The following is a 25,758-nucleotide window of genomic DNA, read 5'->3' on the forward strand; positions in this document are numbered from 1 at the left end:
ATGAAATACTACCTGATTGTCGGCGAAGCCTCGGGCGACCTTCATGCGTCGCACCTGATGGTGGCCTTGCGTCGCGAAGACCCGCAGGCGGAGTTCCGCTTCTTTGGGGGCGACCTGATGGCTGCCGCGGGCGGTTGTGCGCCTGTGAAGCACTACCGCGACCTGGCCTACATGGGCTTCGTCCCCGTCCTGCTCCACTTGCGCACCATCTTTGCCAACATGGACTTCTGCAAGCACGACATCGTGGAGTGGCGGCCCGACGCCTTGATACTGGTGGATTACCCAGGCTTCAACCTCAGCATCGCCAAGTACATCCATGCTCGCACGCGTATCCCTGTCTACTACTACATCGCTCCCAAGATATGGGCGTGGAAGGAGTACCGCATCAAGAACATCAAGCGCGACGTGGACGAGCTTTTCTCCATCCTGCCTTTCGAGGTCGATTTCTTCGAGGGAAAGCACCAATACCCCATCCATTATGTGGGCAATCCGACGCTGGACGAGGTGGTCGCCTTCCGTGCTTCCTACAAGGAGACACGCCAGGACTTCTTCGAGCGCAACGGCTTGCAGGCCAAGCCCGTTATCGCTTTGCTTGCAGGCAGCCGCAAGCAGGAAATCAAGGACAACCTGCCTGACATGATTCGGGCGGCTTCCTCCTTCGGTGGTTATCAGCTGGTGTTGGCAGGCGCGCCAGGCATCGATGCCGACTACTATCGCGCCTATATAGGCGACGCCGACGTGAAAGTCATCTTCGGCCAAACTTACGAACTGCTGAGTCATGCCGACGCGGCGCTGGTCACTTCGGGCACGGCCACACTCGAGACGGCCCTCTTCCGCGTGCCGCAGGTGGTGTGCTACCATACGCCCATCGGACGCGTCATCGCTTTCCTGAAGCGGCATATATTGAAAGTGAAGTATATCTCGCTTGTCAACCTGATTGCAGGGCGCGAGGTGGTGCGCGAGCTGGTGGCCGACACGATGACGGTAGCGCAGATAAAGATCGAACTGGGTCGTATCCTCAACGACGAAAGCTGGCGCAGGGAGATGCTGGCAGGCTACGACGAGGTAAGCAAACGCCTGGGTGAACCAGGCGCCCCTGCCAAGGCGGCTTGTCTTATCCGTTCGTTGTTGGCAAAGGACTGATTGTAAACCAGTCTGTGTATTTCAAATAAAATGTTAAAAGCGGGCAGGTCGATGCAGTAAATGCGCGATCTGCCCGTTTTCTTGTCAGAAATCAGAAGATAAATTGTGAGGATTATGAAAAAAGTACATTGGTTTGTCCTGTTGTTATGCCTGGCTTTGTCGCCCGTCTTCCAGTCGTGCGACGATGGCGATGGCTATTCAATAGGTGATTTTACGCCTCCTTTGTGGGCGACGGTTCGTGTCGGTGGAGGCGCTTTCTATCTGGATTGTGATGTTTGGGGCACGCTTTGGCCTGTCAATACCGATATGGGGTGGTATACGCCTGTCGACGGCCAGCGAGTCATCACTTACTTCAACCCTCTGTGGGACAACTACGAGGGATACGATCATGCGGTCAAGATTTTGGGTATCCAAAACGTGTTGACCAAACAGGTGGAGACCTTGACGCCCGAGACGGACGAAGAGTTTGGTAACGACTCTGTTACTATTTACCAGGGCGATATCAGCATTAGCGGTGGATACATGAACATTATCTTCCTTCAGAATCTGCCTGCCAAGGAGAAACACCGTATCAGCCTTGTGCGTCCGCAAGACGATGCCGAGCTCTATGGTGAAGACGGCTATGTCCATCTGGAGTTGCGCTACAACGACTATGACGATGTGACGGGCTATGGCAATTGGGGAGCTGTTTCCTACAACCTCAGTAGCCTGAACTTCACAGATGCCACAAAGGGTATCAAGCTGAAACTCAATTCTTCGGTCAATGGCGAAGTAGAAGTCGCATTCGACTTTGTTTCGTCTGATGATGAAGGCGAAGGCAGCTCGGAAAAAGGCTTGCAACGTAATGTAGACCTGTCGAAGATACAGCTGAAATAATGTCTTTTTAAATTGGTATGTAAAGTCGGAGGCCCCGAAAGCGGATATATGTCCAGCTTTCGGGGCCTCGTTTTATAGGGTTGTCCCAGGTGGAAATCTTTTAGAGCAGCGTCAGTGCAAACAGGTAGCAGACGGCGGCAGGGATAGCCATCAGAGCGCTGTCGAAGCGGTCGAGCATGCCTCCATGGCCTGGCAGGATATTGCCCGAATCCTTGATGCCCAGCTGACGCTTCATGAGCGATTCGGTCAGGTCGCCCCATGTGCCGAAGATGACCACTACTACAGCCAGCCCGGCCCATTGGCCTACCGACATGAAGTCGTAGTAGTGGGCAAAGATAAATGAGGATGCGATAGAGAAGACAGCTCCTCCGATACTGCCTTCCCATGACTTTTTGGGCGAGATACGCTCGAAAAGACGGTGCTTTCCTATCAGCGAACCAACGCAATAGGCACCCGTGTCGCTCAGCCAGATGAAGACAAAGATGGAGAGCGGCAGGATGGGGTTGTAGCTCACGCTGCTCGCCGCTGGGTCGTTGTGGAAGGCCAGTACATTGAGCAAGGCGAAGGGCAGGGCCACGTAGAGCTGGCTCATCATGGAGAAAGCCCAGTTGCCCAGCGGGTTCTTGTGCTTCAGGTAGAGCTCTGTGATCATCATGTAGAGCAGCAGGGCCAGGTAGGGCAGGAAGACGCGTGCGTCGGTAGCCTGCGTGCAGAAGCCCATCAGAGCCAGACAGAGGTAAGCTCCGCCCAGCGAGGTAATGGTGCGGTTGATTCTTACTTCGCCGCTGGCGTTGACCAGGTGGCCGAACTCATGCACACTCAGGGCGGCAATGAGGGTGAACAGAAGTCCGAAAGACAGGGGGCTGTAAAGGATGCAGCCCACCAGTACGATGATGAACAGGACGCCTGTAATGGTTCTTTTCACGAGATTGCTTTGCATGGCTTTCCTCCTTTATGCTTCAGTAGGTTGTTCTCCTTTCTTCTCGTCCGCCTTGCCTTCTGCCTGTGCTTTTCCTTCGGCAGGTTCAGAGGCATTTCCCTTTTCCTGCTCTTTCACATCCAGTACGGCTTGTTCGGCACGTTTGCTTTCTTCTTCAGCTGCTTCCTTCAGCTCCTTGGAAGTCTTGTTGGCGGTGATGATCTCTTCCGAACGCGAAGCCCAAGGGCGCTTGCCGAAGATTTGCTCCACGTCTTCAGCAAAGATGACTTCCTTCTCGATGAGCAGCTGGGCCAGCTTGTTGTGTCCTTCCTTGTGTTCGGACAAGATTTGCTTGGCGCGTTCGTACTGCTCGTTCACCATGCGCTTCACTTCCTCGTCGATGAGTTCGGCGGTCTTTTCGCTATAGGGGCGGTTGAAGGAGTATTCTTCGTTGTTGTAGTAGCACAGGTTGGGCAGCTTTTCGCTCATGCCCAGGTAGGCTGTCATGCCATAAGCCTGCTTCGTCACACGCTCCAGGTCGTTCATGGCGCCTGTCGAGATGCGGCCCAGGAAGAGGTCTTCGGCGGCGCGTCCGCCCAACGTGGCGCACATTTCGTCGAGCATCTGCTCCTTGGTCGTGATCTGTCGCTCTTCGGGCAGGTACCAGGCGGCACCCAAGGCCCGTCCGCGTGGCACGATGGTCACCTTGATGAGCGGGTTGGCATATTGCAACAACCAGGAGATGCTGGCGTGTCCTGCCTCATGGATGGCGATGGAGCGGCGCTCTTCTTCGGTTGTGATCTTGGTCTTCTTTTCCAGACCTCCCACGATGCGGTCGACGGCATCGAGGAAGTCCTGCTTGCCTACGAACTTCTTACCGTGGCGGGCGGCTATCAGGGCAGCTTCGTTGCACACGTTGGCGATGTCCGCGCCCGAGAAGCCAGGTGTCTGACGTGCCAGCAGGTCGACGTCCACCGTTTCGTCTATCTTGATGGGGCGCAGGTGTACGCCGAATACTTCCTTACGTTCGTTCAGGTCGGGCAGGTCGACGTGTATCTGACGGTCGAAGCGGCCTGCGCGCAACAGGGCCTTGTCGAGCACGTCCACACGGTTGGTGGCGGCCAGGATGATGATGCCGCTGTTCGAGCCGAAGCCGTCCATCTCGGTCAGCAACTGGTTCAGCGTGTTCTCGCGCTCGTCGTTGCCACCCATGGCGGCCGCTTTCGAGCGGGCACGTCCCACGGCGTCGATCTCGTCGATGAACACGATACAAGGAGCTTTCTCCTTAGCTTGGCGGAAAAGGTCGCGCACACGCGAAGCACCCACGCCGACGAACATCTCCACGAAGTCCGAGCCTGCCAGCGAGAAGAAGGGTACGTTTGCTTCGCCTGCTACAGCCTTGGCCAGCAATGTCTTACCCGTGCCCGGAGGGCCTACCAGCAGGGCGCCCTTGGGGATCTTTCCTCCCAGGTCGGTATATTTCTGAGGCTCCTTGAGGAACTCCACGATTTCTTCCACTTCCTGCTTGGCTTCAGCCAGGCCGGCTACGTCCTTGAAAGTCACCCTGATGTTCGATCCCTTTTCGAACAGCTGTGCTTTCGACTTGCCGACGTTGAAGATACCTCCACCGCCGCCCATGCCTCCGCCACTGCTCCAGCGGCGCGACAGGTAGATCCAGAAACCTACCACCAGCAGGATGGGCACTACATTCCACAGGATGAGGCTCATGTAGTTGCCTTTCTTTTCGTAGGTGATGGCTCCGTCGAAGTGGTTTTCGTCCTTTTCTTTCTGAAGGAAGTCGCCCAGGCTTTCGCGCGAGGGAGCTTCGGTTGTGACCATCGGATTGCGTCCCACACGGGTGGAGTCGATTCCGAATACGTTTCCTACGTGTTGTGGCTTGATGTAAGCCTCTACCGAATTGTCGTCAAAGCCCGTCACGCGGCTGATGTAGCCTTTCTGCACATAGCTTTGAAATTCATCATAGGAGACGTTCTTGCTGCTGACGCCATTTTTGTTGGTCAGCCACAGGCCGGCCAGCATCATCAGGAGAATCATGTACAGCCAGTTCAGGTTGAACTTGGGCAGGTTCACCTTGTTGTTGCCGTTGCCGGTGTTCTTTTTATTGATGTTATTGTTGTCCATATTCGTTTGTTAGTCTAAGTCGGGTATTTCGGTAAGTTTGGCGTCTGCCCAAAGGTTTTCCAGATTGTAGTAGTTGCGCACTTCGGGCAGGAATACATGCACCAGTACCTCAGCATAGTCCATGGCCACCCATTGGGCGTTTCTCAGGCCGTCTACTGCATAGGGCTTGGCGTTGGCTCCCTCGCGTGCGAAGTCTTTGACAGACTCCACGATGGCAGTGACTTGGCTGGGTGAGTTTCCTTGGCAGATGATGAAGTAGTTGCAGATGGTGTCATCTATTTGCGTCAGGTCCGCAATGACGATTTTTTTTCCTTTTTTATCCTGGATTCCTTCGGTGATTTGTTCGATCAGTTTTTTTGTTTCGTCCATTTATACATTATTATATTAAACAGTCGGCAAATATACGCCGTTTTCTTATATGTAACACGTAAAATGTGAAAAGTATTTTGATTTTAGTTTTTTTTTAGTGATGTAATTGCTTGTAGAAAGCCCATTTATCATTTTTCTGCAAAAAAAATCTTCCGAAATGTTTGCGTTTCACAAAAAGTTCGTATCTTTGCAACCGCAAAACGGAAACGTTGACATGTATTGGGCTATGGTGTAATGGTAACACTACAGATTCTGGTCCTGTCATTCCTGGTTCGAATCCAGGTAGCCCAACAGAAAAGAGGACACTTCGATTGATGAGGTGTCCTTTTTTTATTGTCTGTCTGCGTGTGCGTAGGCTTAAAAAGAAGAGGGTGTGTAAAAACAGGAAGTACTTTCTCGTTTTTTACACACCCTCTTGTCAGTTGTATATCGCTTTTCCCTTATGCTCAGCCTTCTTTCTGGATGCTTTCGTCGATAACCTTGATTTTCTCCTTCACCAGGTCGATGTCGGCTTTCAGTTTCTCCACCTTGCGGTTGAGCTCTGTCAGCAGGCTGTTGCCCTTCTTCGAGGCGGCGTTCAGGAAGCCCAGGTTGTTCTCATACGTCTGCAGTTCGCTCTTCATGTTGTCGTAGGCGCGCATCAGCTTTTCGCGTTCGCGGTAGAGTGCCTGCGGGCTTCCCTCCTGAATGTTGCTGATGGTGTTCTTGAAGCTGCTCAGCTTCTTGTTCGACTGGCTGATGTTGTAGCGTTCGAACAGTTTGTCCACCAGTGCGTGGTATTGTTTGTACACCTTGTCCTTGTCCTTGAAGGGCACGAAGCCTACGGCGTTCCATTCCTTCATCAGTGTGCGCACCTGTTCGATGGCCGTGTCGGCTTCGGTTTCTTCGCCGATAGCTTCCAGCTGGGCGATGATGGCACGTTTCTTCTCCAGGTTGGCCTGCTCTTCCGAACGTTGTGAGGCGCCTGCCTGGTTCTTCTGTTCGAAGAAGTAGTCGCAAGCCGTGATGAAGCGTTTCCAGATGACGTCAGAGTGTTTCTTGGCTACAGGGCCGATGGTCTTCCATTCCTTCTGCAACTTCACCAGCGTGTCGGCCGTAGCTTTCCAGTCGGTGCTGTCCTTCAAGGCTTCCGCCTTTTCGCAGAGGGCGCGTTTCTTCTCGAGGTTCTCGTTCATGTTTTCCTTTACCGTCTTGAAGAACTCGGCTTTCTTGTTGAAGAAGGCGTCGCAGGCGGCGCGGAAGCGTTCGAAGATCTTTACGTTCATCTTCTGTGGCGCGTAGCCTATGGTCTTCCACTTGTTTTGCAGGGCGATGATCTCCTGTGTCTTGGCGTCCCAGGCGGCGAAGTTGGTCAGTTCGTTGTAGTCGATGCCCTCGATGATTTCGCAGATCACCGTCTTCTGGTCGAGGTTCTGTTGCTCGGCCTCCTTCAGGGCGTCGAAGTGCTGCTGGTGGCGGCGGTTGACGGCGGTCGATGCGGCCTTGAAGCGTGCCCATATCTCTTCGCGCAGCTCTTTGGCCACGGGGCCTGTCTCGCGGAATTCCTGATGGAGCTTCTGCAGCTGGTGGAAGGCCGACACGACGTCTGTCTCCTCGGCCAGCTTCTCGGCAGCTTCGCAGAGGTGGGTCTTTATCTCGAGGTTCTTCTTGAAGTCGTATTCGCGGAACTCATTGTTCAGCTTCAGCAGGTCGTAGAACTTCTCCACGTAGAGCTGGTAGTTCTTCCACAACTCGTTGACGCTGGCTTGCGGCACGAGCTTCACCTCGTTCCATTGTTGCTGGAGGCGCTTGAACTCCGTGTAGTTCTTGTTGGCGTCTTCGGGCGACTCCAGCAGGTCTTTCAGCTCTTCGATGATGGAGAGTTTCACCTGCAGGTTCATTTCCTTCTGTTTCTCCACCTCGGCGGCCAGTTCGTTCCGTTTGTTCTTGATGACGGACATTGCGTTTTTCATTTCCTCCTCCAGGGGGTCGGGTGTGGGCACGTAGTCTTCGGGTGCTCCTCCTGCTTCGGCAAACTTCTTGCGTGCTGCTTCCTGTTCGGCGTTGTGCAGCTTGTAGAATGTCTGCTTCAGGCCGTCTATTTCGGCTTTGGTGACGCTTTCCACGTCGCTTGCGATGTCTTTCAGCCGTGCGATGACTTCTTCCTTCGTCAGCTTCTGTGCAGGAGCGGTTTCTACTGTGCTTTCCATTGCCTGTTCCTCAGCCGGAGTTTCTGCCGTTGCCGTTTCAGAAACCTCAACTGTTTTCTTTTCTTCTTCTAATTCCACCTGCTTTTCGGGGAGATTAGTGTCATGAGTGTCCGTCATTGTATATCTTTATTTTAGAAACGGGTTTCCCCGTTTGGGTTACATGGGTTGCAAATTAATGAAATAAAACGTTTACTTCATACATTTTTCCCGATTTTTTTTACAAAAAGTTGTTGGGAGCCTTTACGCCAGCAGCACGGTGATTCCCATGTAGAGCATCATGCCGATGATGTCGTTCGTGATGGAGATGAAGGGGCCTGTGGCGATGGCGGGGTCCACTTTGAGTTTCTCCAGCGTCATGGGCACCAGGGTACCGAAGATGGAGGCGAACATCACGACGGCGAAGAGGCTGATGGACACGGAGTAGGTCACCGTGGCCGTGCTGCCAAAGCGCACGAAGTTGTAGATGTACACCAGCAGCGAGATGATGGTGGCGTTGATGCTGGCCACGACGGCTTCCTTGCCCACCTGCTTCAGCGTGTCCTTGGCGTCGAGCGAGCTGTTGGCCAGGCCCTGCACGATGATGGCCGACGACTGCGTACCCACGTTTCCGCCCGTACCGCCGATCAGGGGGATGTAGAGCGCCATTTCGGGGTGGGCGGCAAAGGTCGCGTCGAAGTTGCCCAGGATCATGGAGTTGCCGATACCGCCCAGCATGCCGATGAGCAGCCAGGGCAGGCGTGCGCTCGTCTGGCGCACCAGGTTGTCGTCCGTCTCGACGTCTTGCGAAAGACCCGAAGCCAACTGGTAGTCGCGCTCCGACTGCTCGCGCACCTCGTCCATGACGTCGTCGACGGTAATCTGTCCCACGAGCCGCCCGATGCTGTCCACTACCGGCACGGCCACGAGGTCGTATTTCTCGATGATCTGCACCACCTCGTCGATGGGTGTGTCCACGTGTACCAAGATGGGGTCTTTCTTCATCACGTGCTTCACCTTCGACACCGAGGGCGACGTGATCATCTTCTTCAGCGGGAAGACGCCCTGCAGGCGCTCGTCGTCGTCGATGACGTAGACGTAGTAGATTTCGTCCAGCTGCTCGGCCTGCATGCGCATTTCCTTCAGACACTCGGGCATACTCCAGTTCTCGTTCACGGTCACCATTTCCGTGCCCATGAGTCCGCCCGCGGTGTCCTCGTCATACTTCAGCAGGTCTACGATGTCGCCAGCCTGTTCGATGTCCTCGATGTGCGAGAGGACCTCTTCCTGCTTGTCCTCGTCGAGGCCGCGCATCAGGTCTACGGCGTCGTCCGTGTCCATGTAGTCCACGAACTTCTTGGCGATGGTTTCCGAGGGGAGCAGCTCGAGGAACTCCTTGCGGACGTCTTCGTCCATCTCTACCAGTACGTCGGCTGCCGTCTCGTTGTCCAGGAGGCGGTAGACGAAGCGTGCGTCCTCGGGGTCGAGGTCGTTGCACAGCTCGGCGATGTCGGCCGGGTGCAGGTCGGCCAGCAGGGCTTTCACGTTTTCCGTGTCCTTCTGCTCGATGTAGCCTTTGACCTTGTCAATATATTCTTCGTCTATTTCCATTTCTTTAATTGAGAATTGATAATTGAAAATGGATAATGGATAATTCTCAATTCTCCATTCTCAATTCTCCATTATTTAAGTATTCTTTCACTCGGTTCGTCAGCTCCACGAACTCCTGTACGGACAGCTGTTCGGGCCGCCGGTCGAAGAGGGCGGCTTGCGTCAGGGGGCAGTCCTTGCCCACGAGGGGTTTGATGGAGTTGCGCAGCGTCTTGCGTCGCTGGTTGAAGGTCGTCTTCACCACCTGCTTGAACAGGCGTTCGTCGCAACCCAGGTCGTGCGTGTCGTTGCGCGTCATGCGGATGACGGCGCTCTTCACCTTGGGCGGCGGGTTGAACACGTTTTCGTGGACGGTGAAGAGGTACTCCACGCTGTACCACGCCTGTACGAGCACGCTCAGGATGCCATACGTCTTGCTGCCCGGCCCTGCGGCCATGCGTTCGGCCACCTCCTTCTGTATCATGCCCGTGCAGCAGGGTATCAGGTCCTTGTTGTCCAGCATCTTGAAGAAGATCTGGCTCGATATGTTGTAAGGATAGTTGCCTGTCAGCACGAAGGGCCTTCCGTCGAAGAGCCGTGTCAGGTTCATTTTCAGGAAGTCGTCCTCGATGATGTGCTCCTCCAGCTGCGGATAGGCTTCGCGCAGGTAGGCCACCGATTCGTAGTCCACCTCCACCACCTTCAGTTCGCGCTCCTTGGGCAGGAGGAACTGGGTGAGTACCCCCATGCCGGGCCCCACTTCGAGGATGGGCAGGCCGGGACAGGCGTCTACCGTGTCGGCGATGTCCTGCGCCACCTTCAGGTCTTTCAGGAAGTGCTGGCCCAGAAACTTTTTAGGCTTTACCAGTCTCATATATCAAGTTTATTGTTACTTTTGTGCCCCACAAAGGTAGTTCTTTTTAATGAAGAATGAAGAAGGAAGAATGAAGAATTTAATGAATGGAGCGCGAAAAGTGAAGAAGGAAGAGCTTTGCGGAAACCCGCAGGGCGGGGCGGAGCGTGGCATGACGCCTCCCGAGGATCCCCGTTCCTCTCTCTTCGGCCTCCGTTCGTGGTTCAGGAACCTGCTCAAGGTGGCGCTGCCCCTGCTGCTGGGTGCCTTCATTCTCTACTGGGTGTATCGCGACTTCGACTTCGCTCAGGCCGCCGTCGTGTTGCGCCACGGCATTCGTTGGGATTGGATGGCCCTTTCGCTCTTTTTCGGCGTGTGGAGCCATGTGGAGCGTGCCCTGCGCTGGCGTCAGACGTTGGAGCCGCTGGGTTGTCGTCCGCGTCCGTCCCATCTGGTCGATGCCGTCTACCTGTCCTATGCCACGAGCCTCGTCATCCCCCGCGTGGGCGAAGTGTCGCGTTGCGGCGTCCTTTCGCGCTACGCCCATGTGCCTTTCTCCAAGTCGCTGGGCACGGTCGTCACCGAGCGCCTGGTCGACACCCTTTGCATCCTGCTCATTACGGGTGTCACCCTCCTGCTCGAGCTTCCCGTCTTCGTCACCTTCTTCCGCCAGACGGGCACCAAGATTCCCTCGCTTGTCCACCTCCTCAGCTCCCCCTGGTTCTACGTCGCCCTGTTCTGCGTGGTGGGCGTCGTCGTGCTGCTCGTATGGCTGGCCCGCATGCTCGTCGTGTTCGAGCGCGTGCGTGGCGTGGTGCTCGACGTGTGGCAGGGCGTCATGTCCCTTCGCCGTGTGCGCAACGTCCCCCTTTTTCTGCTCCACACCGTCCTGATGTGGCTTTGCTACTTCCTCCATTTCTACCTGACGTTCTACTGCTTTCCGTTCAGTGCCGACCTCGGTCTTCAGGCCGGTTTGGTCATGTTTGTGGCAGGCACGTTTGCCGTCATTGTCCCCACGCCCAACGGTGCCGGTCCGTGGCATTTTGCCGTCATCACCATGATGATGCTCTACGGTGTTTCCTCGTCCGATGCCGCCCTTTTTGCCCTCCTTGTCCATGGCATCCAGACGCTGCTCGTCATCGTCCTCGGCCTCTGGGGTTGGCTGCATCTTGTTTTGAGCGGGAAGAAGGAGTGAGAAGGTGATTAGAGAAACTGTAATTGTAATTTGTAAGAGGATAAGAAAATAATCGCTAACAGGCTTGGTATAAAAAATCCCCCGTTAAAGGACGAGGGAACCTAATGTTTTCACAACGGAATAATCCTTATTGTGAGTTGCTTCAAATTAGTGTGACAAATATACAAAGAATAAAGTGAATAACAAGTGCTTTTTCAATTTTTTTTGTAGATTTGTGGCAAATATATAGATTTCTATTACTATGAAGCGAATATTAGGTCTTGATTTGGGAACCAATAGTATTGGTTGGGCTTTGGTCAATGAAGCAGAAACGGTTAATGAAAAATCGTCCATTGTAAAATTGGGAGTAAGAGTTAATCCTTTAACGGTAGACGAACAAAAGAATTTTGAAGCTGGAAAAAGTATTCCAACCAATGCGGGCAGAACCTTGAAACGAGGTATGCGTCGTAATCTTCAGCGATATAAATTGCGTAGAGACTATCTGATTCAATGTTTGAAAGAGTATGGATGGATCACTTCAGATACGTTATTATACGAATGCGGTAACCGTACGACTTTTGAAACATATCGTTTGCGGGCAAAGGCTGTGGATGAAGAGATTGCTTTGGAAGAATTGGGGCGTGTTCTGCTGATGATTAACAAAAAACGTGGTTATAAAAGCAACAGGAAAGCCAAGTCCTCTGATGAGGGGCAATTGATTGATGGTATGGCGATAGCTATGGATTTGTATCATAATGGTATAACGCCTGGCGAATATGTTTACTCTTTGCTTTCCAAGGGAAAAAAATACGTTCCTGCTTTTTATCGTTCGGATTTGTTGGGCGAATTTGACAGAATATGGGATTATCAATGTACTTATTATTCTGATATATTGACTCCTCAATTCAAGGAACTCATACGAGGAAAGAGCAGTCAGGTAACTTCTAAACTTTTCAAGCAACAATACAATCTTTTCACGGCTGACAATAAGGAAAAGGACAAACGCCTGCAAGCTTATTGTCGAAGAGCTGATGCTTTGAAGAAACGTTTGCCCGTCGAAGAAGTGGCTGCTGCCTTGTGTGATGTGAATAGAGATGTCAATGCTTCCAGCGGTTATTTGGGAACCATCAGCGATCGTAGTAAAAAGTTGTTTTTCAACAAACAGACTGTAGGACAGTATCTGATGTTAGAGTTGGACAAAGATTCTCATTTTAGTGTAAAGAATGAAGTATTCTATCGTCAGGATTATCTGAATGAATTTGAAGCCATTTGGGAAAAACAAGCCGAGTATCATCCTGAGTTGACGCCAGACAGAAAGAAAATCCTGCGTGATGTCGTTATCTTCTACCAGCGTCCTTTGAAAAGCCAGAAAGATTTGGTAGCCTGTTGTGAATTGGAAAGACGTCGCATCGAAGTGATGAAAGACGGAAAGGTACGTTCTGTAGAAATAGGTCCAAAAGTTTGTCCGAAATCTTCTCCTTTGTTTCAGGATTTTAAGATTTGGCATGTTCTTAACAACCTGAAAGTGCGCGATAAGGCTACCGGTGACGAACGTTTTTTGGAATTGGATGAGAAAGAGATTTTGTTTTCTGAACTTGCAATCAAGAGTAAACTGTCCAAAACGGAAGCTTTGAAGCTGTTGTATCAGAAGCCGAAAGGGCTGGATTTGAATTATGATAGTGTTGAAGGGAACACTACACAAGCCGCTTTGTTTGAGGCCTATCAGACCGTTATTGCCATGACGGGCCATGGCGAGTATGTCTTTTCAAAGATGTCGGCATCGGAAGTGATGTCTGTTGTAGAGGGGGTGTTTGGAGGGCTTGGCTTTAATACCTCTGTATTACGTTTTGATTCCCTGCTTCAGGGAAAGGAGCTTGAAAAACAAGACTCTTATCGCTTGTGGCACTTGCTCTATTCGTATGAGGGGGACAATTCGGTGACGGGTACAGACGGGCTTGTGGCAAAAGTCGCATCTTTGTTGCGTTGCGACGAAGAGTATGCTAAAGTGGTGGCAGGTGTCACTTTCCAGCCGGATTATGGCAGTCTGAGTGCCAAAGCCATACGTCGGATATTGCCGCATATGCGTGCGGGCAATGAGTATAGCTTGGCCTGTGAATATGCCGGTTACAAGCATTCAAGGCGTTCGCTGACCAAAGAGGAATTGGAGCAGAAGGACTATAAGGACCATCTTGAACTTCTTCCTCGCAACAGTCTTCGCAATCCTGTTGTCGAGAAAATCCTTAATCAGATGGTTAATGTAGTTAATGCGGTGGTCGATGCGTATGGCAAGCCTGACGAAATCCGTATAGAAATGGCGCGAGAACTGAAGAAAAGCGCTAAGGAACGTGAAGAAATGACGGCTGCTATCAATAAAGCTACATCAGAACATGAACGAATAAAAGAAATCCTGAATAAAGAGTTTGGAATCCAACATGTAAGCCATAATGATATTGTACGCTACAAACTATATTGCGAACTGAAGAACAATGGATATAAAACCTTATATTCAGATACATATATTCCTCAGGAGAAACTTTTCAGTAAAGAAGTGGATATTGAACATATTCTTCCACAAGCTCGCTTGTTTGACGATTCTTTTTCTAACAAGACGTTGGAATATCGCTCGGTCAACATTGAGAAGAGCAATCAGACTGCATGGGATTATGTAGCGGCCAAATGGGGGGAAGAGGGCTCCCTCCGATACAAGAAACGGGTGGACGACCTTTTGGCGGCAGGTGTTATCGGAAAATCCAAGCATGACAAGCTGTTGATGAAACAGGAGGATATCCCGACGGACTTCATCAATCGTGATTTGCGTGATACGCAGTATATTGCCCGCAAGGCGCGTGAAATTCTGGAAGATTTGGTACCAATGGTCGTGTCTACGACAGGTGCTGTGACCGACCGTCTGCGTGAAGACTGGCAGCTGGTAGACGTCATGCAAGAATTGAATTGGGACAAGTATGCCATGAAGGGGTTGACAGAGGAATGGACCGACAAGGACGGGCGAAGAATTAGTCGTATCAAGGAATGGACAAAGCGGAACGACCATCGTCACCATGCTATGGACGCACTCACTATCGCCTTTACCAAGCATAGTTTTATTCAATATCTGAACAACCTGAATGCGCGCAGTGACAAGTCGGGCAGTATATATGCCATTGAGCAGAAAGAACTTTATAGAGATAACCATGGTAAATTACGTTTCATAATGCCTTTCGAGGGATTCAGAAGCGAGGCCAAGCGGCAGTTGGAAAATATTTTGGTTTCCATCAAAGCGAAGAATAAGGTGGTTACCCGCAACGTCAATAATGCTCGAAGAGGAAGCGGACGTCAGGCTAAAGTACAGCTTACTCCACGTGGACAGTTGCACAACGAAACCATTTATGGCTCCATACATCGTTATGTGACGAAGTTGGAGAAGGTGGGCGGTAACTTTGATGGCGAACAGATAGCAAAAGTGGCCAACCTGCGTTATCGGGAGGCGTTACAAGCAAGGCTCGAAGCGTTTGGAGGTGATGCCAAGAAAGCCTTTACAGGTAAAAACGCATTGGACAAAAATCCTCTTTATTTGAAGGATACTCGTACAGAAGTTCCTTTGAAGGTAAAAACGGTTTCTACAGAGACTCTCTATACCATCCGTAAGGCGGTGGCGCCTGATTTGAATGTAGATAAAGTAATTGATGCGAAGGTACGAAATGTCTTGGAAGAACGCCTGCAAGAGTATGGAGGCGATCCGAAGAAGGCGTTTGTCAATCTCGACGAGAATCCTATTTATTTGAATAAGGCCAAAGGTATTACCATCAAACGTGTTGCAATTACAGGAGTGAACAATGCCATTGCCCTGCATGATAAAAAAGATGTAGGCGGGCATATCATGCTCGATGCTTCTGGCAGAAAGCAGCCTGTTGACTTTGTGAATACCGGCAATAATCATCATGTAGCTATCTATCGCGATGCAGAAGGCATTCTGCAAGAAGTAGTTGTCTCTTTCTACGAAGCGGTAGCTAGAGTTTCTTTGGGGTTGCCAATTATAGATAGGGAATACCATAAGGAAGATGGATGGCAGTTTCTGTTTACAATGAAACAGAACGAATATTTTGTTTTCCCTAATTCTGAAACAGGTTTCGATCCCCAGGAAGTGGATTTGACTGATGAAACAAATTACGCATTGATAAGTCCGAATCTGTTTAGGGTACAGAAATTGGCATCAAAATATTATGTGTTCAGACATCATTTGGAAACAACCGTTGAAGATGTAGCCTCTTTACGTGATATTACATGGAAAAGAATACAAGCAACTAACTACTTAAATAATATTATAAAAGTCCGTGTCAATCACATTGGCCGGATTGTATCTGTAGGCGAATATTGAATATGATCAAGAAAACATTATATTTTGGTAATCCTGCCTACTTGTCTTTACGCAACGAGCAGCTTGTTATCAAGTTGCCCGAAGTGGAGTCCGACTCTGACATGCCTGATACACTGAAGCGGCAGACGGAAGTAACCAAACCGATAGAAGATATCGGTGTAGTGGTACTCGACCATCGTCGCATTACGTTGACCACAGGTGTGCTGGAAGCGTTGTTGGCCAATTCGTGTGCCGTCATTACCTGCGACCGTCAAAGTATGCCTGTGGGGTTGCTATTGCCCTTGTGTGGGCATACTACGCAAAACGAGCGTTTCCGCAAGCAACTTGATGCTTCCCTGCCGTTGAAGAAACAGTTGTGGCAACAGACTATCAGGGCAAAAATCAACAATCAGGCTTCTGTCCTTTTCAGTCATGCTGGCGTAGAAGTGAAGTGCATGCGTGTTTGGGCAGAAAGTGTGAAGAGCGGTGATGTCGACAATGTAGAAGCGAGGGCAGCTGCCTATTATTGGAAAAACCTTTTCCCTCAGGTTGAAGGTTTTGTAAGGGGGCGCGACGGAGTTCCTCCCAACCATTTGTTGAACTATGGCTATGCCATACTTCGTGCCGTCGTGGCGCGTTCACTGGTGATTAGTGGTTTGCTTCCTACGTTGGGCATCCATCATCACAACCGCTACAATGCCTATTGCTTGGCCGACGATATCATGGAACCCTATCGCCCGTATGTAGACGAGTTAGTGTGCCAGCTGATATCGGAGTTTGGAGTATCGGCCGAATTGCCCAAAAGCCTGAAGGCCCGTTTGTTGTCCATACCCACATTGGATGTCTTCATAGAGGGCAAACGGAGTCCGTTGATGGTAGCTGTGGGGCAAACTACCTCTTCGTTGTATAAGTGCTTCGACGGTGAATTGAGGCGGATAGCTTATCCTGAGCGATGACGAGCCGAATCAGTGAATATCGAGTTATGTGGGTATTGGTATTGTTCGACTTGCCTACCGATACGAAGAAAGACCGGAAGGCAGCTACCGATTTTCGGAACAAATTGCAGAAAGACGGTTTTACTATGTTTCAGTTTTCCATTTATATCCGTCATTGTGCGAGTTCCGAGAATGCGGATGTACATATTAAGCGGGTAAAGTCATTTTTACCGGAATATGGTAAAGTTGGCATTCTTTGTATTACCGACAAGCAATTTGGCAATCTTGAATTGTTTTTGGGTAAGAAACCTCAAGCTGTAAACACTCCTGGTCAGCAGTTGGAGCTTTTTTGAAAATGAATAATCCCATTCAAAGTGGGATTATTCATTTCTGGAGACTTTCTTTTTTATTTCTGATTTTCTTTATAAATCATTGCTATATAAGTTGTTATATATAATCAGTTGTCTCCAATGGTTCAAAGATACTAATTTGAAAGCAAATCACAACAGATTAGTAACCGAAGATAATTTGAACACGTTGTCTCCAATGGTTCAAAGATACTAATTTGAAAGCAAATCACAACGAGATACTCGTCGATAACTGTAGACGTCGAGTTGTCTCCAATGGTTCAAAGATACTAATTTGAAAGCAAATCACAACCTATTTCGCGGGTTGCAGCATAGCGTAGCGGTTGTCTCCAATGGTTCAAAGATACTAATTTGAAAGCAAATCACAACACACCCATCTTGGTACCGTCCTTGCATTGTGTTGTCTCCAATGGTTCAAAGATACTAATTTGAAAGCAAATCACAACACTACTTCGAGACACAAAATGCCGTTGAAAGTTGTCTCCAATGGTTCAAAGATACTAATTTGAAAGCAAATCACAACCGTTTTTTTTATCTTTATCATCGCAATTAAGTTGTCTCCAATGGTTCAAAGATACTAATTTGAAAGCAAATCACAACCGCAAAAGTCTTCGACTTTAGGATGTCGACGTTGTCTCCAATGGTTCAAAGATACTAATTTGAAAGCAAATCACAACGTACTCGTTCGCCAAAGTCGCCAAGGCAGGTTGTCTCCAATGGTTCAAAGATACTAATTTGAAAGCAAATCACAACTACATTTAGAGAATTGCTACACTCAGAAGTGTTGTCTCCAATGGTTCAAAGATACTAATTTGAAAGCAAATCACAACGCAGACTAATCAGCAGGCTATCGTTCGTGTGTTGTCTCCAATGGTTCAAAGATACTAATTTGAAAGCAAATCACAACCTGTTTCGTGGGTTCATGCACAGCGTCGCAGTTGTCTCCAATGGTTCAAAGATACTAATTTGAAAGCAAATCACAACGCTGGTGTCCACATTCATGCGCGCACACGGTTGTCTCCAATGGTTCAAAGATACTAATTTGAAAGCAAATCACAACAACGGCATTTTGGCTTTCAAAGTAGTTGATGTTGTCTCCAATGGTTCAAAGATACTAATTTGAAAGCAAATCACAACAGTTATGTAGCGTATAGTTTTTTCGCCTACGTTGTCTCCAATGGTTCAAAGATACTAATTTGAAAGCAAATCACAACACTTGCCGCGTCTTTCAGTAATTTGTCAAGGTTGTCTCCAATGGTTCAAAGATACTAATTTGAAAGCAAATCACAACTGTTCGGACATGTGATAGAACGTAAGAATGGTTGTCTCCAATGGTTCAAAGATACTAATTTGAAAGCAAATCACAACCCTCCGTTGTATGTTCCCCGTGACCTTTGTGTTGTCTCCAATGGTTCAAAGATACTAATTTGAAAGCAAATCACAACACCGCAAGTAAATTATATTGATATGGCTTTGTTGTCTCCAATGGTTCAAAGATACTAATTTGAAAGCAAATCACAACATTAGCCAAGGTCGCTAAGGCGGCAGCCAAGTTGTCTCCAATGGTTCAAAGATACTAATTTGAAAGCAAATCACAACAGTAGATTATCTATCCAAGCATTCATTTCTGTTGTCTCCAATGGTTCAAAGATACTAATTTGAAAGCAAATCACAACACTTGGGCTGTGATGCTTAACAAACCAAGTGTTGTCTCCAATGGTTCAAAGATACTAATTTGAAAGCAAATCACAACATGGCATAGTGACGACCTTGTGGGGCGCCTGTTGTCTCCAATGGTTCAAAGATACTAATTTGAAAGCAAATCACAACTATTGTCAGCCTTATTAGATAATTCGCCTAGTTGTCTCCAATGGTTCAAAGATACTAATTTGAAAGCAAATCACAACGATTGCAATTACCTTTTTGGAGGCTGCGTCGTTGTCTCCAATGGTTCAAAGATACTAATTTGAAAGCAAATCACAACATACCCTGTTTAGAATGATTTTAAATAAGGTTGTCTTCAATGGTTCAAAGATACTAATTTGAAAGCAAATCACAACTTCTCTTCAGCTAGTTTCTTGGCTTTTTCGTTGTCTCCAATGGTTCAAAGATACTAATTTGAAAGTAAATCACAACATGTCGATATAGAAGAGATGCTCGATGACAGTTGTCTCCAATGGCTCAAAGATACTAAAATGAAAACGATTCACAACGAAGTTAAACCTCAAATTCTGATATATCAGCTGTCCTTTGATGTCTTAAAGCTGCTAATTCTAAGTCGAATAGTAAGGTTGTGCTAGAATTTGTTTTACTGTAATTGTAATTTGTAATTGCAATATAGCTGGCTTTCGAAGCCTGATTGGGTGTAAAAGATTGTTTAGAGAAACGAGTGGCGTGAAGCAAATCACCCGCCCCTCATTCCTTTGTTTTGCAAGGTTCCTGAGGCGGCGAGTGTTTCATTCAGTGCTTGTGTTGTCGCATGCAGCGCAGGGCTACATCATGCAGCTGGTGACGCCCAGCGTAGTTCCAATGGCGGTCAGAATGGTGACCAGCGTCTGGATAATGGTTTTCCAAATAGTTTTCTTGTCCATTTCGTTAATTGATAATTGAGAATTGAAAATTAGATGCTTCGTAAGTTGAAAATAGAGAATTGATAATTAATTTCGGCCGCATTCTTAATTTTCAATTCTCCATTATTCATTCTCCACGATTACAGCGGGCTGCCTCCTTCTTCTTCGTCCTCGCCGCCGGGCTCGGGTTCAGGGGTGGTGTCTTCTTCGAGGGTACCGCCGGCGGTGTAGACCGTCAGCTCGGTCAGGCGGGCGGACTTGCGCAGCTCGGCGTTGCTCCAGGTCTTGGTGTTGCGCACGTTCAGGTGGACGCCCGTAATGAGGCTGGTGGTCCACGCCTCGGCCGTCTCGGCTCCCTTCGAGGAGATGCCCACGGAGAAGAGGCCCAGGTCGCCCAGGCGGACGGACTTTCCGTCGAGCACCAGCTCCTTCAGACAGGCGAGCATGTCGATGAGAACGCCGTGGATAACGCCGCGCGAGTAGGGCGAGTTGTGTTCAGAAATGTGGGTAACGAAGTCTTCGAATTCTACCGTGCGGTCCTGCACGGCACGGGCATACCACTTGGCGGGTGCGTCGGGGTCCTGCGGCGACTTGGCCGCGTAACGTCTGTACTTTAATGTTCCGATTGTTGACATAGCTTTGTTGTTTTAAATTGTGTTTGGCTAATTAATAATTGAGAATGGATAATTGAGAATGGATAGCGCCTCGGCCGCAGGCTAATTCTTCATTCTTCGTTCTTCATTACTCATTCACAAAAGCAAAGATAGGGCCTCTCCGCCACGTGACAAAATAAAAATGGTCGCTGGGAAGTGAAAATGTGTTAACGAAATAGAGAAATTGTGTTAATGAAAATAACGCATTGATTTACAGTGTGTAAAACGGTGTTTTCGCGTGCTAAAAGCATTGTTTTTCTACAGATGGCATGATGCTCTCTTTCGTTTACGCTCTTTATGAAGTAGCATGAAAAGATTGTTTGGTAACTGTAATCTGTAATTCGTAAGAGCTGTTTTGAATTCAGGAAAAATACAGCGTGCTATTACGAATTACAGATTACAGTAAGTGAATTTCGATTTGAAAGAGTGTGTACAGAATTTTATATTATATATATAAATATATATATATAATATAACTGTATAAGTGGCGCACACATTTCGATTTTAGCTAACTGTAATCTGTAATTCGTAATAGTGTGTTGAACTCCACGCGCAACGTGAACTTGTTGAAGCGTCGCATCGTCGAAGCCAAGGAGCGGGGCGAGGGCGTGTGGATCACGGTGAAGTGAAGAAACGGAAAAGGCGTCGTCCTGCCGCGGGGCAGGGGGCGCCTGCCTTTTTTATCGGGGCGTCCCCTTCCGACTTTCAGCAGAATTTCCTACCTTTGTTTTCATGAACCGATTTTATACTTCCGTTGAAATGCCCGAGGGGCTGCCGCGATTTTCAGGGCGCGAGCGGCTGCTGCTGATGGGCTCTTGCTTTGCCACGAACATCGGCACGAGGCTGGTGGAGGCGAAGTTTGCCTGCGACGTCAATCCCTATGGGGTGCTCTACAATCCGATGTCTATCTCCGCCGCCTTGCGCGAGGCGCTGGAGGGGAAGGTCTATAGGGCGGACGACTTGCAGGCGTATGGCGACTTGTGGCACAGCCCGATGCACCACGGCGACTTCTCCGCCCCGACGGCCGAGGAGGCACTGGAGCGCATCAACACGCGCCTGGAGGTCCTGCGCGAGGAGCTGAAGGGGCTGGACGTGCTGGTAGCGACGTGGGGGACGGCGTGGGTGTACGAAGACGCGCAGACGGGCTGCATCGTGGGCAACTGCCACAAGAGGCCCGAACGCTGCTTCCGCCGCCGGCGGCTGACGGCGGAGGAGGTGGCGGACGAGTGGTGCGACCTCGTCGGGCGGCTGAGGGCGGCGAACCCGTGCCTGAGGGTGCTGCTGACCGTGAGCCCCATCCGGCACTTGCGCGACGGGCTGCACGCCAACCAGCTGAGCAAGGCTACCCTGCTGCTGGCCGCCGACAGGCTGGTGGAGGCGATGCCCGACGTCGTGGGCTACTTTCCCGCCTACGAGCTGCTGAACGATGAGTTGCGCGACTACCGCTTCTATGCGGCGGATATGGTGCACCCCTCGGACGTGGCGGTGGACTACGTGTGGCAACGCTTCTGCGAGGCTTGCCTGACGGACGAGGCAAGGCGGGTGATGGACGAATGCGACGCCATCCGTAAAGACTTGGCACACAAACCTTTCCGCCCGGACTCGGATGGCTATAAGAAATTTTTAGAACAAATTTTGTTAAAAATCGACCGACTTAACGAAAAATACCCGTACTTAGACTTCGAAAAAGAGAGAATGACATGTCGTATCCGATTGAACAAATAGCAGAAATGATCGGGGCCCGACGCATAGGCGAGGCTCCGGCTACCATCGACTGGCTGCTGACTGACAGCCGCTCGTTGAACTTTCCCGAAGAAACTTTGTTTTTTGCCCTTCCTGCCAAGCGCAATACGGGGGCGAACTATATACCCGAACTCATCGAACGGGGCGTGCGCTGCTTCGTGGTGAGCGAGGAAGAGTACCAGAAAAATGAAGAATTAAGAATGAAGAATGAAGAATTGTCTGTAAAGAATGAAAATTCTTCATTCGGAAGCAAGGCTTCCATTCTTCATTCTTCATTGAATTTTCTCCTTGTTCCCTCGCCCCTGAAGGCTTTGCAGAAGTTGGCGGAGCTGCACAGGGCGCAGTTCAGCATCCCCGTGGTGGGCATCACGGGCAGTAACGGCAAGACGGTGGTGAAGGAATGGCTCCACCAGCTGCTGGGCGACGACCGTCGCATCGTGCGCTCGCCGCGCAGCTACAATTCGCAGATCGGCGTACCCCTGTCCGTCTGGCAGATGGGGGCGGACGACGAGCTGGCCATCTTCGAGGCAGGCATCTCCGAGCCGGGCGAAATGAGGGCGCTGGAAGCCATCATCAAGCCGACCATCGGCATCCTGACTAACATCGGAGGCGCCCATCAGGAGAACTTCTATTCGTTGCAGGAGAAGTGCATGGAGAAGCTGACGTTCTTCAAGAACTGCGACGTGCTGATCTACAACGGCGACGACGAATTCATCTGCAACTGCGTGGCCAAGTCGCTGCTTTCCGCGCGCGAGATAGCGTGGAGCCGCAAGGACCCCGAACGGCCGCTCTTCATCTCGAAGGTGGAGAAGAAGGACGACTACACGCTGATAGCCTACCGCTATCTGGACATGGACAACCAGTTTACGCTGCCTTTCATCGACGATGCTTCTATCGAAAACTCGCTGAACTGCTTGGCGGCTTGCCTCTACTTGATGCTTCCGCCGCAGAAAATCAAGGAACGGATGGCGCGGCTGGAGCCGGTGGCCATGCGTCTGGAGGTGAAGGAAGGCAAGAACGGCTGCCTGCTGATCAACGATAGTTATAACAGCGACCTGGGCTCGCTCGACATAGCCCTCGACTTCCAATACCGGCGCTCGCAAGCCAAGGGGCTGAAGCGCACGCTCATCCTGTCCGACATCCTGGAGACGGGGCAGAATGCATCGACGCTCTATCGGCGCGTGGCCCAGCTGATGAACAGCCGCGGCGTGGAGCGCATCATCGGCGTAGGGCCGAACATCTCGTCGTGTGCCTCCTGCTTCGGCATCGAGAAAGCTTTCTATCCCGACACGCAGGCATTGCTCAAAGCCATTGCCCGCGGCGAGCTGAAGTTGGAAAAGGAGCTGATCCTGATAAAGGGTGCGCGCAAGTTCGGCTTCGACATCCTGAGCGAAAACCTCGAACGAAAGGTGCACGAGACCATTCTGGAGGTGAACCTCGGAGCGATGGTGGCCAACCTGAACTACTACCGCAGCAAGCTGAAGCCTGAGACGAAGATGGTGTGCATGGTGAAGGCGTCGGCCTATGGGGCTGGTTCCTACGAGATAGCCAAGACGTTGCAGGAAAGGCACGTAGACTACCTGGCCGTGGCCGTGGCCGACGAAGGGTCGGAGCTGAGAAAGGCAGGCATCACGGCCAACATCCTCATCATGAACCCCGAAATGACGGCTTTCAAGACGATGTTCGACTACAAGCTGGAGCCTGAGGTCTATAGCTTCCATCTGCTGGATGCCCTTGTGCGCGAGGCGGAGAAAGAAGGTATCACGAACTTCCCCATTCATATCAAACTGGACACGGGCATGCACCGTTTGGGCTTCGCGCCCGAAGAGATGCCCGAGCTGGTGAAGCGTCTGCGCGGACAGAATGCCGTGCTGGTGCGTTCGGTCTTCTCCCACCTGGTGGGCAGCGACTCGCCTGTGTTCGACAGCTTCACGCGGCGGCAGATAGAGACCTTCGAAGCGGCGGCAAAGGTGCTTCAGGATGCTTTCCCCCACAAGATCTTGCGCCACATCTGCAACTCGGCAGGCATCGAGCGTTTCCCCGGCGCGCAGTTCGACATGGTGCGTCTGGGCATCGGCCTCTATGGCGTCAGCCCGATAGACAACTCGATACTGAACAACGTGAGCACGCTGAAGACCACCATCTTGCAGATACACGACGTGCCGCAGGAGGATACCGTGGGCTATAGCCGCAAGGGACATCTGGAGCGTCCTTCACGCATCGCCGCTCTGCCTATAGGCTATGCCGACGGCCTGAACCGACGCCTGGGCAACGGACATGCCTACTGTCTGGTGAACGGACAACGGGCGCCCTACGTGGGCAACATCTGCATGGACGTGTGTATGATCGACGTGACGGACATCGATTGCAAGGAGGGCGACGCGGTGGAAATCTTTGGCGACCACCTGCCTGTGACGGTCCTCTCCGATGTGCTCGAAACCATCCCCTACGAGGTGCTGACGAGCGTGTCTACCCGTGTGAAGCGAGTGTATTATCAGGATTGAGAAACAAGGGGCAAAGCTGTATGGAGAATGGATAATTTTTCTATCTTTGCCCCCAAATAGAATAGAAAAAAAAGAAAACCATGACAAACTTACTTTTATTAAGCTTCTTGCCTAGTGGCTCTGAATGGATCATTATTGCAGTTATCTTCCTGCTGCTCTTCGGCGGCAAGAAAATCCCCGAACTGATGAAGGGATTGGGCAAGGGTGTGAAGAGCTTCAAGGAAGGCGTGAACGAAGCCAAGGAAGAAATCAACAAGGCCCAGGAAGATCTCAACGAGCCGGTCAAGGACAAGAAATGACCTGAAGCATGTCGGACGACAAGGAACTGACTTTCTGGGACCATCTGGACGAATTGCGCAAAGTGCTCATCAGGGTGCTTTGTGTGTGGTTCGTATTGGGTGTGGGCTACTTTATGGCTATGCCCTACCTGTTCGACAAGGTGGTGTTGGCTCCCTGTAACAACGACTTTGTCTTCTACGACCTGCTGCGCTACATCGGCGAACGCCTCCAGCTGAAGGACGACTTCTTCACGCAGGAGTTTCACGTGAAGCTGGTCAACATCAACCTGGCAGCTCCTTTCCTGATACACATGTCTACCGCCTTCTGGATGTCGGTAGTGACAGCTGCACCCTATCTTTTCTACGAAATATGGCGTTTTGTCAGTCCCGCCCTCTATCCCCACGAGCTGCGGGGCGTGCGCAAAGCCATGTTGATAGGGGCGGGGATGTTCTTCGTGGGCGTACTGATAGGCTATTTCATGGTCTATCCGCTGACGCTTCGTTTCCTTTCTACCTATCAGCTCAGTTCGCTCATCGAGAACCAGATTTCGCTGAACTCTTACATCGACAACTTTATGATGCTGATTCTCTGCATGGGATTGGCTTTCGAACTGCCTTTGGTGACGTGGTTGTTGTCCTTGCTGGGCATTGTGCACAAGCGCTTGTTGCGCAAGTATCGGCGTCATGCGGTGGTGCTCATCGTCATCGTGGCGGCTGTCATTACGCCTACGGGCGATCCCTTCACACTGGCCGTAGTGGCCATACCGCTCTACCTGCTCTACGAGCTGAGCATCCTGATGATCAAGGACAAACCGGCGGAAGCGGAAGAATAGGCAGATTTTATCTAATTTAACGGACGGCGCATGGCGTTGGTACACTCTTTGCAAGAGGGAGGTCGATTTTGAATTCGATTGTTTAACCATCTAAAAAAAGGAGGAATGCCTTATGGGAGCCGCTGGAAACAAAAAGCCGAAAAAGCCAAAAGATAAGCATCATGTACCCGCTTACGAGAAGGAAGAAGCCTTGAACGAGGCCAGCAAGAAGCCGAGAAATCAGAAGAAGTGAGAAAGGCAGGACAAATTAATGTTCTGGTGTGAATGACACGGATAGCATGATAGGATA

Annotated in this window: 19 protein-coding genes, 1 tRNA gene and 1 CRISPR repeat array; of the genes, 12 read left to right on the forward strand and 8 right to left on the reverse strand. The window is 50.5% G+C overall.

Features of this window, described 5'->3' with window-relative positions:
* Both lpxB and HF894_RS00095 read left to right on the forward strand, forming a co-directional pair.
* Positions 1–1,143, forward strand: a complete 1,143-nt coding sequence (lpxB, locus tag HF894_RS00090) for a lipid-A-disaccharide synthase (protein ID WP_204970676.1) — start codon at positions 1–3, stop codon at positions 1,141–1,143.
* Between the two features lie 114 nt (positions 1,144–1,257).
* Entirely contained in the window at positions 1,258–2,019 is a 762-nt protein-coding gene (locus HF894_RS00095) for a NigD1/NigD2 family lipoprotein (protein WP_204970677.1), read from the forward strand.
* 100 nt (positions 2,020–2,119) lie between these two features.
* On the opposite strand, the gene HF894_RS00100 is transcribed toward HF894_RS00095, so the two are convergent.
* Genes HF894_RS00100 through rsfS form a run of 3 tightly spaced genes read right to left on the reverse strand, consistent with a single transcriptional unit; the run spans position 2,120 to position 5,449 of the window.
* Positions 2,120–2,959 carry a phosphatidate cytidylyltransferase gene (locus HF894_RS00100; protein WP_021848064.1) on the reverse strand — a complete coding sequence of 280 codons (840 nt, stop codon included), beginning with the start codon at positions 2,957–2,959 and terminating at the stop codon, positions 2,120–2,122.
* Between the two features lie 12 nt (positions 2,960–2,971).
* Complete coding sequence (ftsH, locus tag HF894_RS00105; protein ID WP_021848065.1) at positions 2,972–5,080, reverse strand: ATP-dependent zinc metalloprotease FtsH; 2,109 nt, start codon at positions 5,078–5,080, stop codon at positions 2,972–2,974.
* Between the two features lie 9 nt (positions 5,081–5,089).
* On the reverse strand, positions 5,090–5,449 hold the full coding sequence (gene rsfS / locus HF894_RS00110; RefSeq protein ID WP_021848066.1) for a ribosome silencing factor: 360 nt from the start codon (positions 5,447–5,449) through the stop codon (positions 5,090–5,092).
* A gap of 220 nt (positions 5,450–5,669) precedes the next feature.
* Here rsfS and HF894_RS00115 point away from each other — a divergent pair.
* A tRNA-Gln gene (locus tag HF894_RS00115) sits at positions 5,670–5,740 on the forward strand.
* Positions 5,741–5,895: 155 nt separating this feature from the next.
* Here the strand turns inward: HF894_RS00115 and HF894_RS00120 are convergent.
* The 3 genes from HF894_RS00120 to rsmA all read right to left on the reverse strand — a co-directional run bounded on the left by HF894_RS00120 (position 5,896) and on the right by rsmA (position 10,078).
* On the reverse strand, positions 5,896–7,755 hold the full coding sequence (locus tag HF894_RS00120) for a DUF349 domain-containing protein (RefSeq protein WP_204969367.1): 1,860 nt from the start codon (positions 7,753–7,755) through the stop codon (positions 5,896–5,898).
* Between the two features lie 123 nt (positions 7,756–7,878).
* The gene (gene mgtE / locus HF894_RS00125; protein WP_246593083.1) at positions 7,879–9,225 is read right to left on the reverse strand and encodes a magnesium transporter; all 1,347 of its coding nucleotides are present in this window, start codon (positions 9,223–9,225) and stop codon (positions 7,879–7,881) included.
* Between the two features lie 46 nt (positions 9,226–9,271).
* Positions 9,272–10,078, reverse strand: coding sequence for a 16S rRNA (adenine(1518)-N(6)/adenine(1519)-N(6))-dimethyltransferase RsmA (rsmA, locus tag HF894_RS00130; RefSeq protein WP_204970678.1), 807 nt, complete (start codon positions 10,076–10,078; stop codon positions 9,272–9,274).
* Positions 10,079–10,127: 49 nt separating this feature from the next.
* Between rsmA and HF894_RS00135 the strand changes: the two genes are divergently transcribed.
* The 4 genes from HF894_RS00135 to cas2 all read left to right on the forward strand — a co-directional run bounded on the left by HF894_RS00135 (position 10,128) and on the right by cas2 (position 16,873).
* A complete protein-coding gene (locus tag HF894_RS00135) occupies positions 10,128–11,252 on the forward strand; it encodes a lysylphosphatidylglycerol synthase transmembrane domain-containing protein (protein WP_246593084.1) in 1,125 nt (374 codons plus the stop codon).
* Between the two features lie 241 nt (positions 11,253–11,493).
* A complete protein-coding gene (cas9, locus tag HF894_RS00140) occupies positions 11,494–15,606 on the forward strand; it encodes a type II CRISPR RNA-guided endonuclease Cas9 (RefSeq protein ID WP_204970679.1) in 4,113 nt (1,370 codons plus the stop codon).
* Between the two features lie 2 nt (positions 15,607–15,608).
* Positions 15,609–16,541: a type II CRISPR-associated endonuclease Cas1 gene (gene cas1, locus HF894_RS00145; RefSeq protein ID WP_204970680.1), complete on the forward strand. Its 933-nt coding sequence runs from the start codon at positions 15,609–15,611 to the stop codon at positions 16,539–16,541.
* 26 nt (positions 16,542–16,567) lie between these two features.
* Positions 16,568–16,873, forward strand: coding sequence for a CRISPR-associated endonuclease Cas2 (cas2, locus tag HF894_RS00150; protein WP_204970681.1), 306 nt, complete (start codon positions 16,568–16,570; stop codon positions 16,871–16,873).
* A 107-nt stretch (positions 16,874–16,980) separates the two neighbouring features.
* Positions 16,981–19,101: a CRISPR direct-repeat array (repeat unit 47 nt; unit sequence GTTGTCTCCAATGGTTCAAAGATACTAATTTGAAAGCAAATCACAAC).
* Positions 19,102–19,380: 279 nt separating this feature from the next.
* Here cas2 and HF894_RS00155 read toward each other — a convergent pair.
* Positions 19,381–19,479 carry a smalltalk protein gene (locus tag HF894_RS00155; RefSeq protein WP_021846582.1) on the reverse strand — a complete coding sequence of 33 codons (99 nt, stop codon included), beginning with the start codon at positions 19,477–19,479 and terminating at the stop codon, positions 19,381–19,383.
* A gap of 119 nt (positions 19,480–19,598) precedes the next feature.
* Positions 19,599–20,093 carry an HU family DNA-binding protein gene (locus tag HF894_RS00160; protein ID WP_204970682.1) on the reverse strand — a complete coding sequence of 165 codons (495 nt, stop codon included), beginning with the start codon at positions 20,091–20,093 and terminating at the stop codon, positions 19,599–19,601.
* A 750-nt stretch (positions 20,094–20,843) separates the two neighbouring features.
* On the opposite strand from HF894_RS00160, the gene HF894_RS00165 reads away from it, so the two are divergent.
* From HF894_RS00165 to HF894_RS00185, 5 genes are all read left to right on the forward strand, one after another.
* Positions 20,844–21,836, forward strand: coding sequence for a GSCFA domain-containing protein (locus tag HF894_RS00165; RefSeq protein WP_204970683.1), 993 nt, complete (start codon positions 20,844–20,846; stop codon positions 21,834–21,836).
* Positions 21,812–24,358, forward strand: coding sequence for a bifunctional UDP-N-acetylmuramoyl-tripeptide:D-alanyl-D-alanine ligase/alanine racemase (locus tag HF894_RS00170; protein WP_204970684.1), 2,547 nt, complete (start codon positions 21,812–21,814; stop codon positions 24,356–24,358). The genes HF894_RS00165 and HF894_RS00170 overlap by 25 nt, the downstream gene beginning before the upstream one ends.
* 80 nt (positions 24,359–24,438) lie before the next feature.
* Positions 24,439–24,657 (forward strand): Sec-independent protein translocase subunit TatA/TatB, encoded by a 219-nt coding sequence (locus tag HF894_RS00175; RefSeq protein ID WP_021847010.1) that lies wholly within the window; start codon positions 24,439–24,441, stop codon positions 24,655–24,657.
* Between the two features lie 8 nt (positions 24,658–24,665).
* Positions 24,666–25,469, forward strand: coding sequence for a twin-arginine translocase subunit TatC (gene tatC / locus HF894_RS00180; protein WP_204969571.1), 804 nt, complete (start codon positions 24,666–24,668; stop codon positions 25,467–25,469).
* Between the two features lie 112 nt (positions 25,470–25,581).
* A complete protein-coding gene (locus HF894_RS00185; RefSeq protein ID WP_021847012.1) occupies positions 25,582–25,701 on the forward strand; it encodes a hypothetical protein in 120 nt (39 codons plus the stop codon).
* Positions 25,702–25,758 lie beyond the last annotated feature (57 nt).

Origin of the sequence: Caecibacteroides pullorum, assembly GCF_019239235.1 — a bacterium.
In the GTDB taxonomy this organism is placed as follows: Bacteria; Bacteroidota; Bacteroidia; order Bacteroidales; family Bacteroidaceae; genus Bacteroides; species Bacteroides pullorum.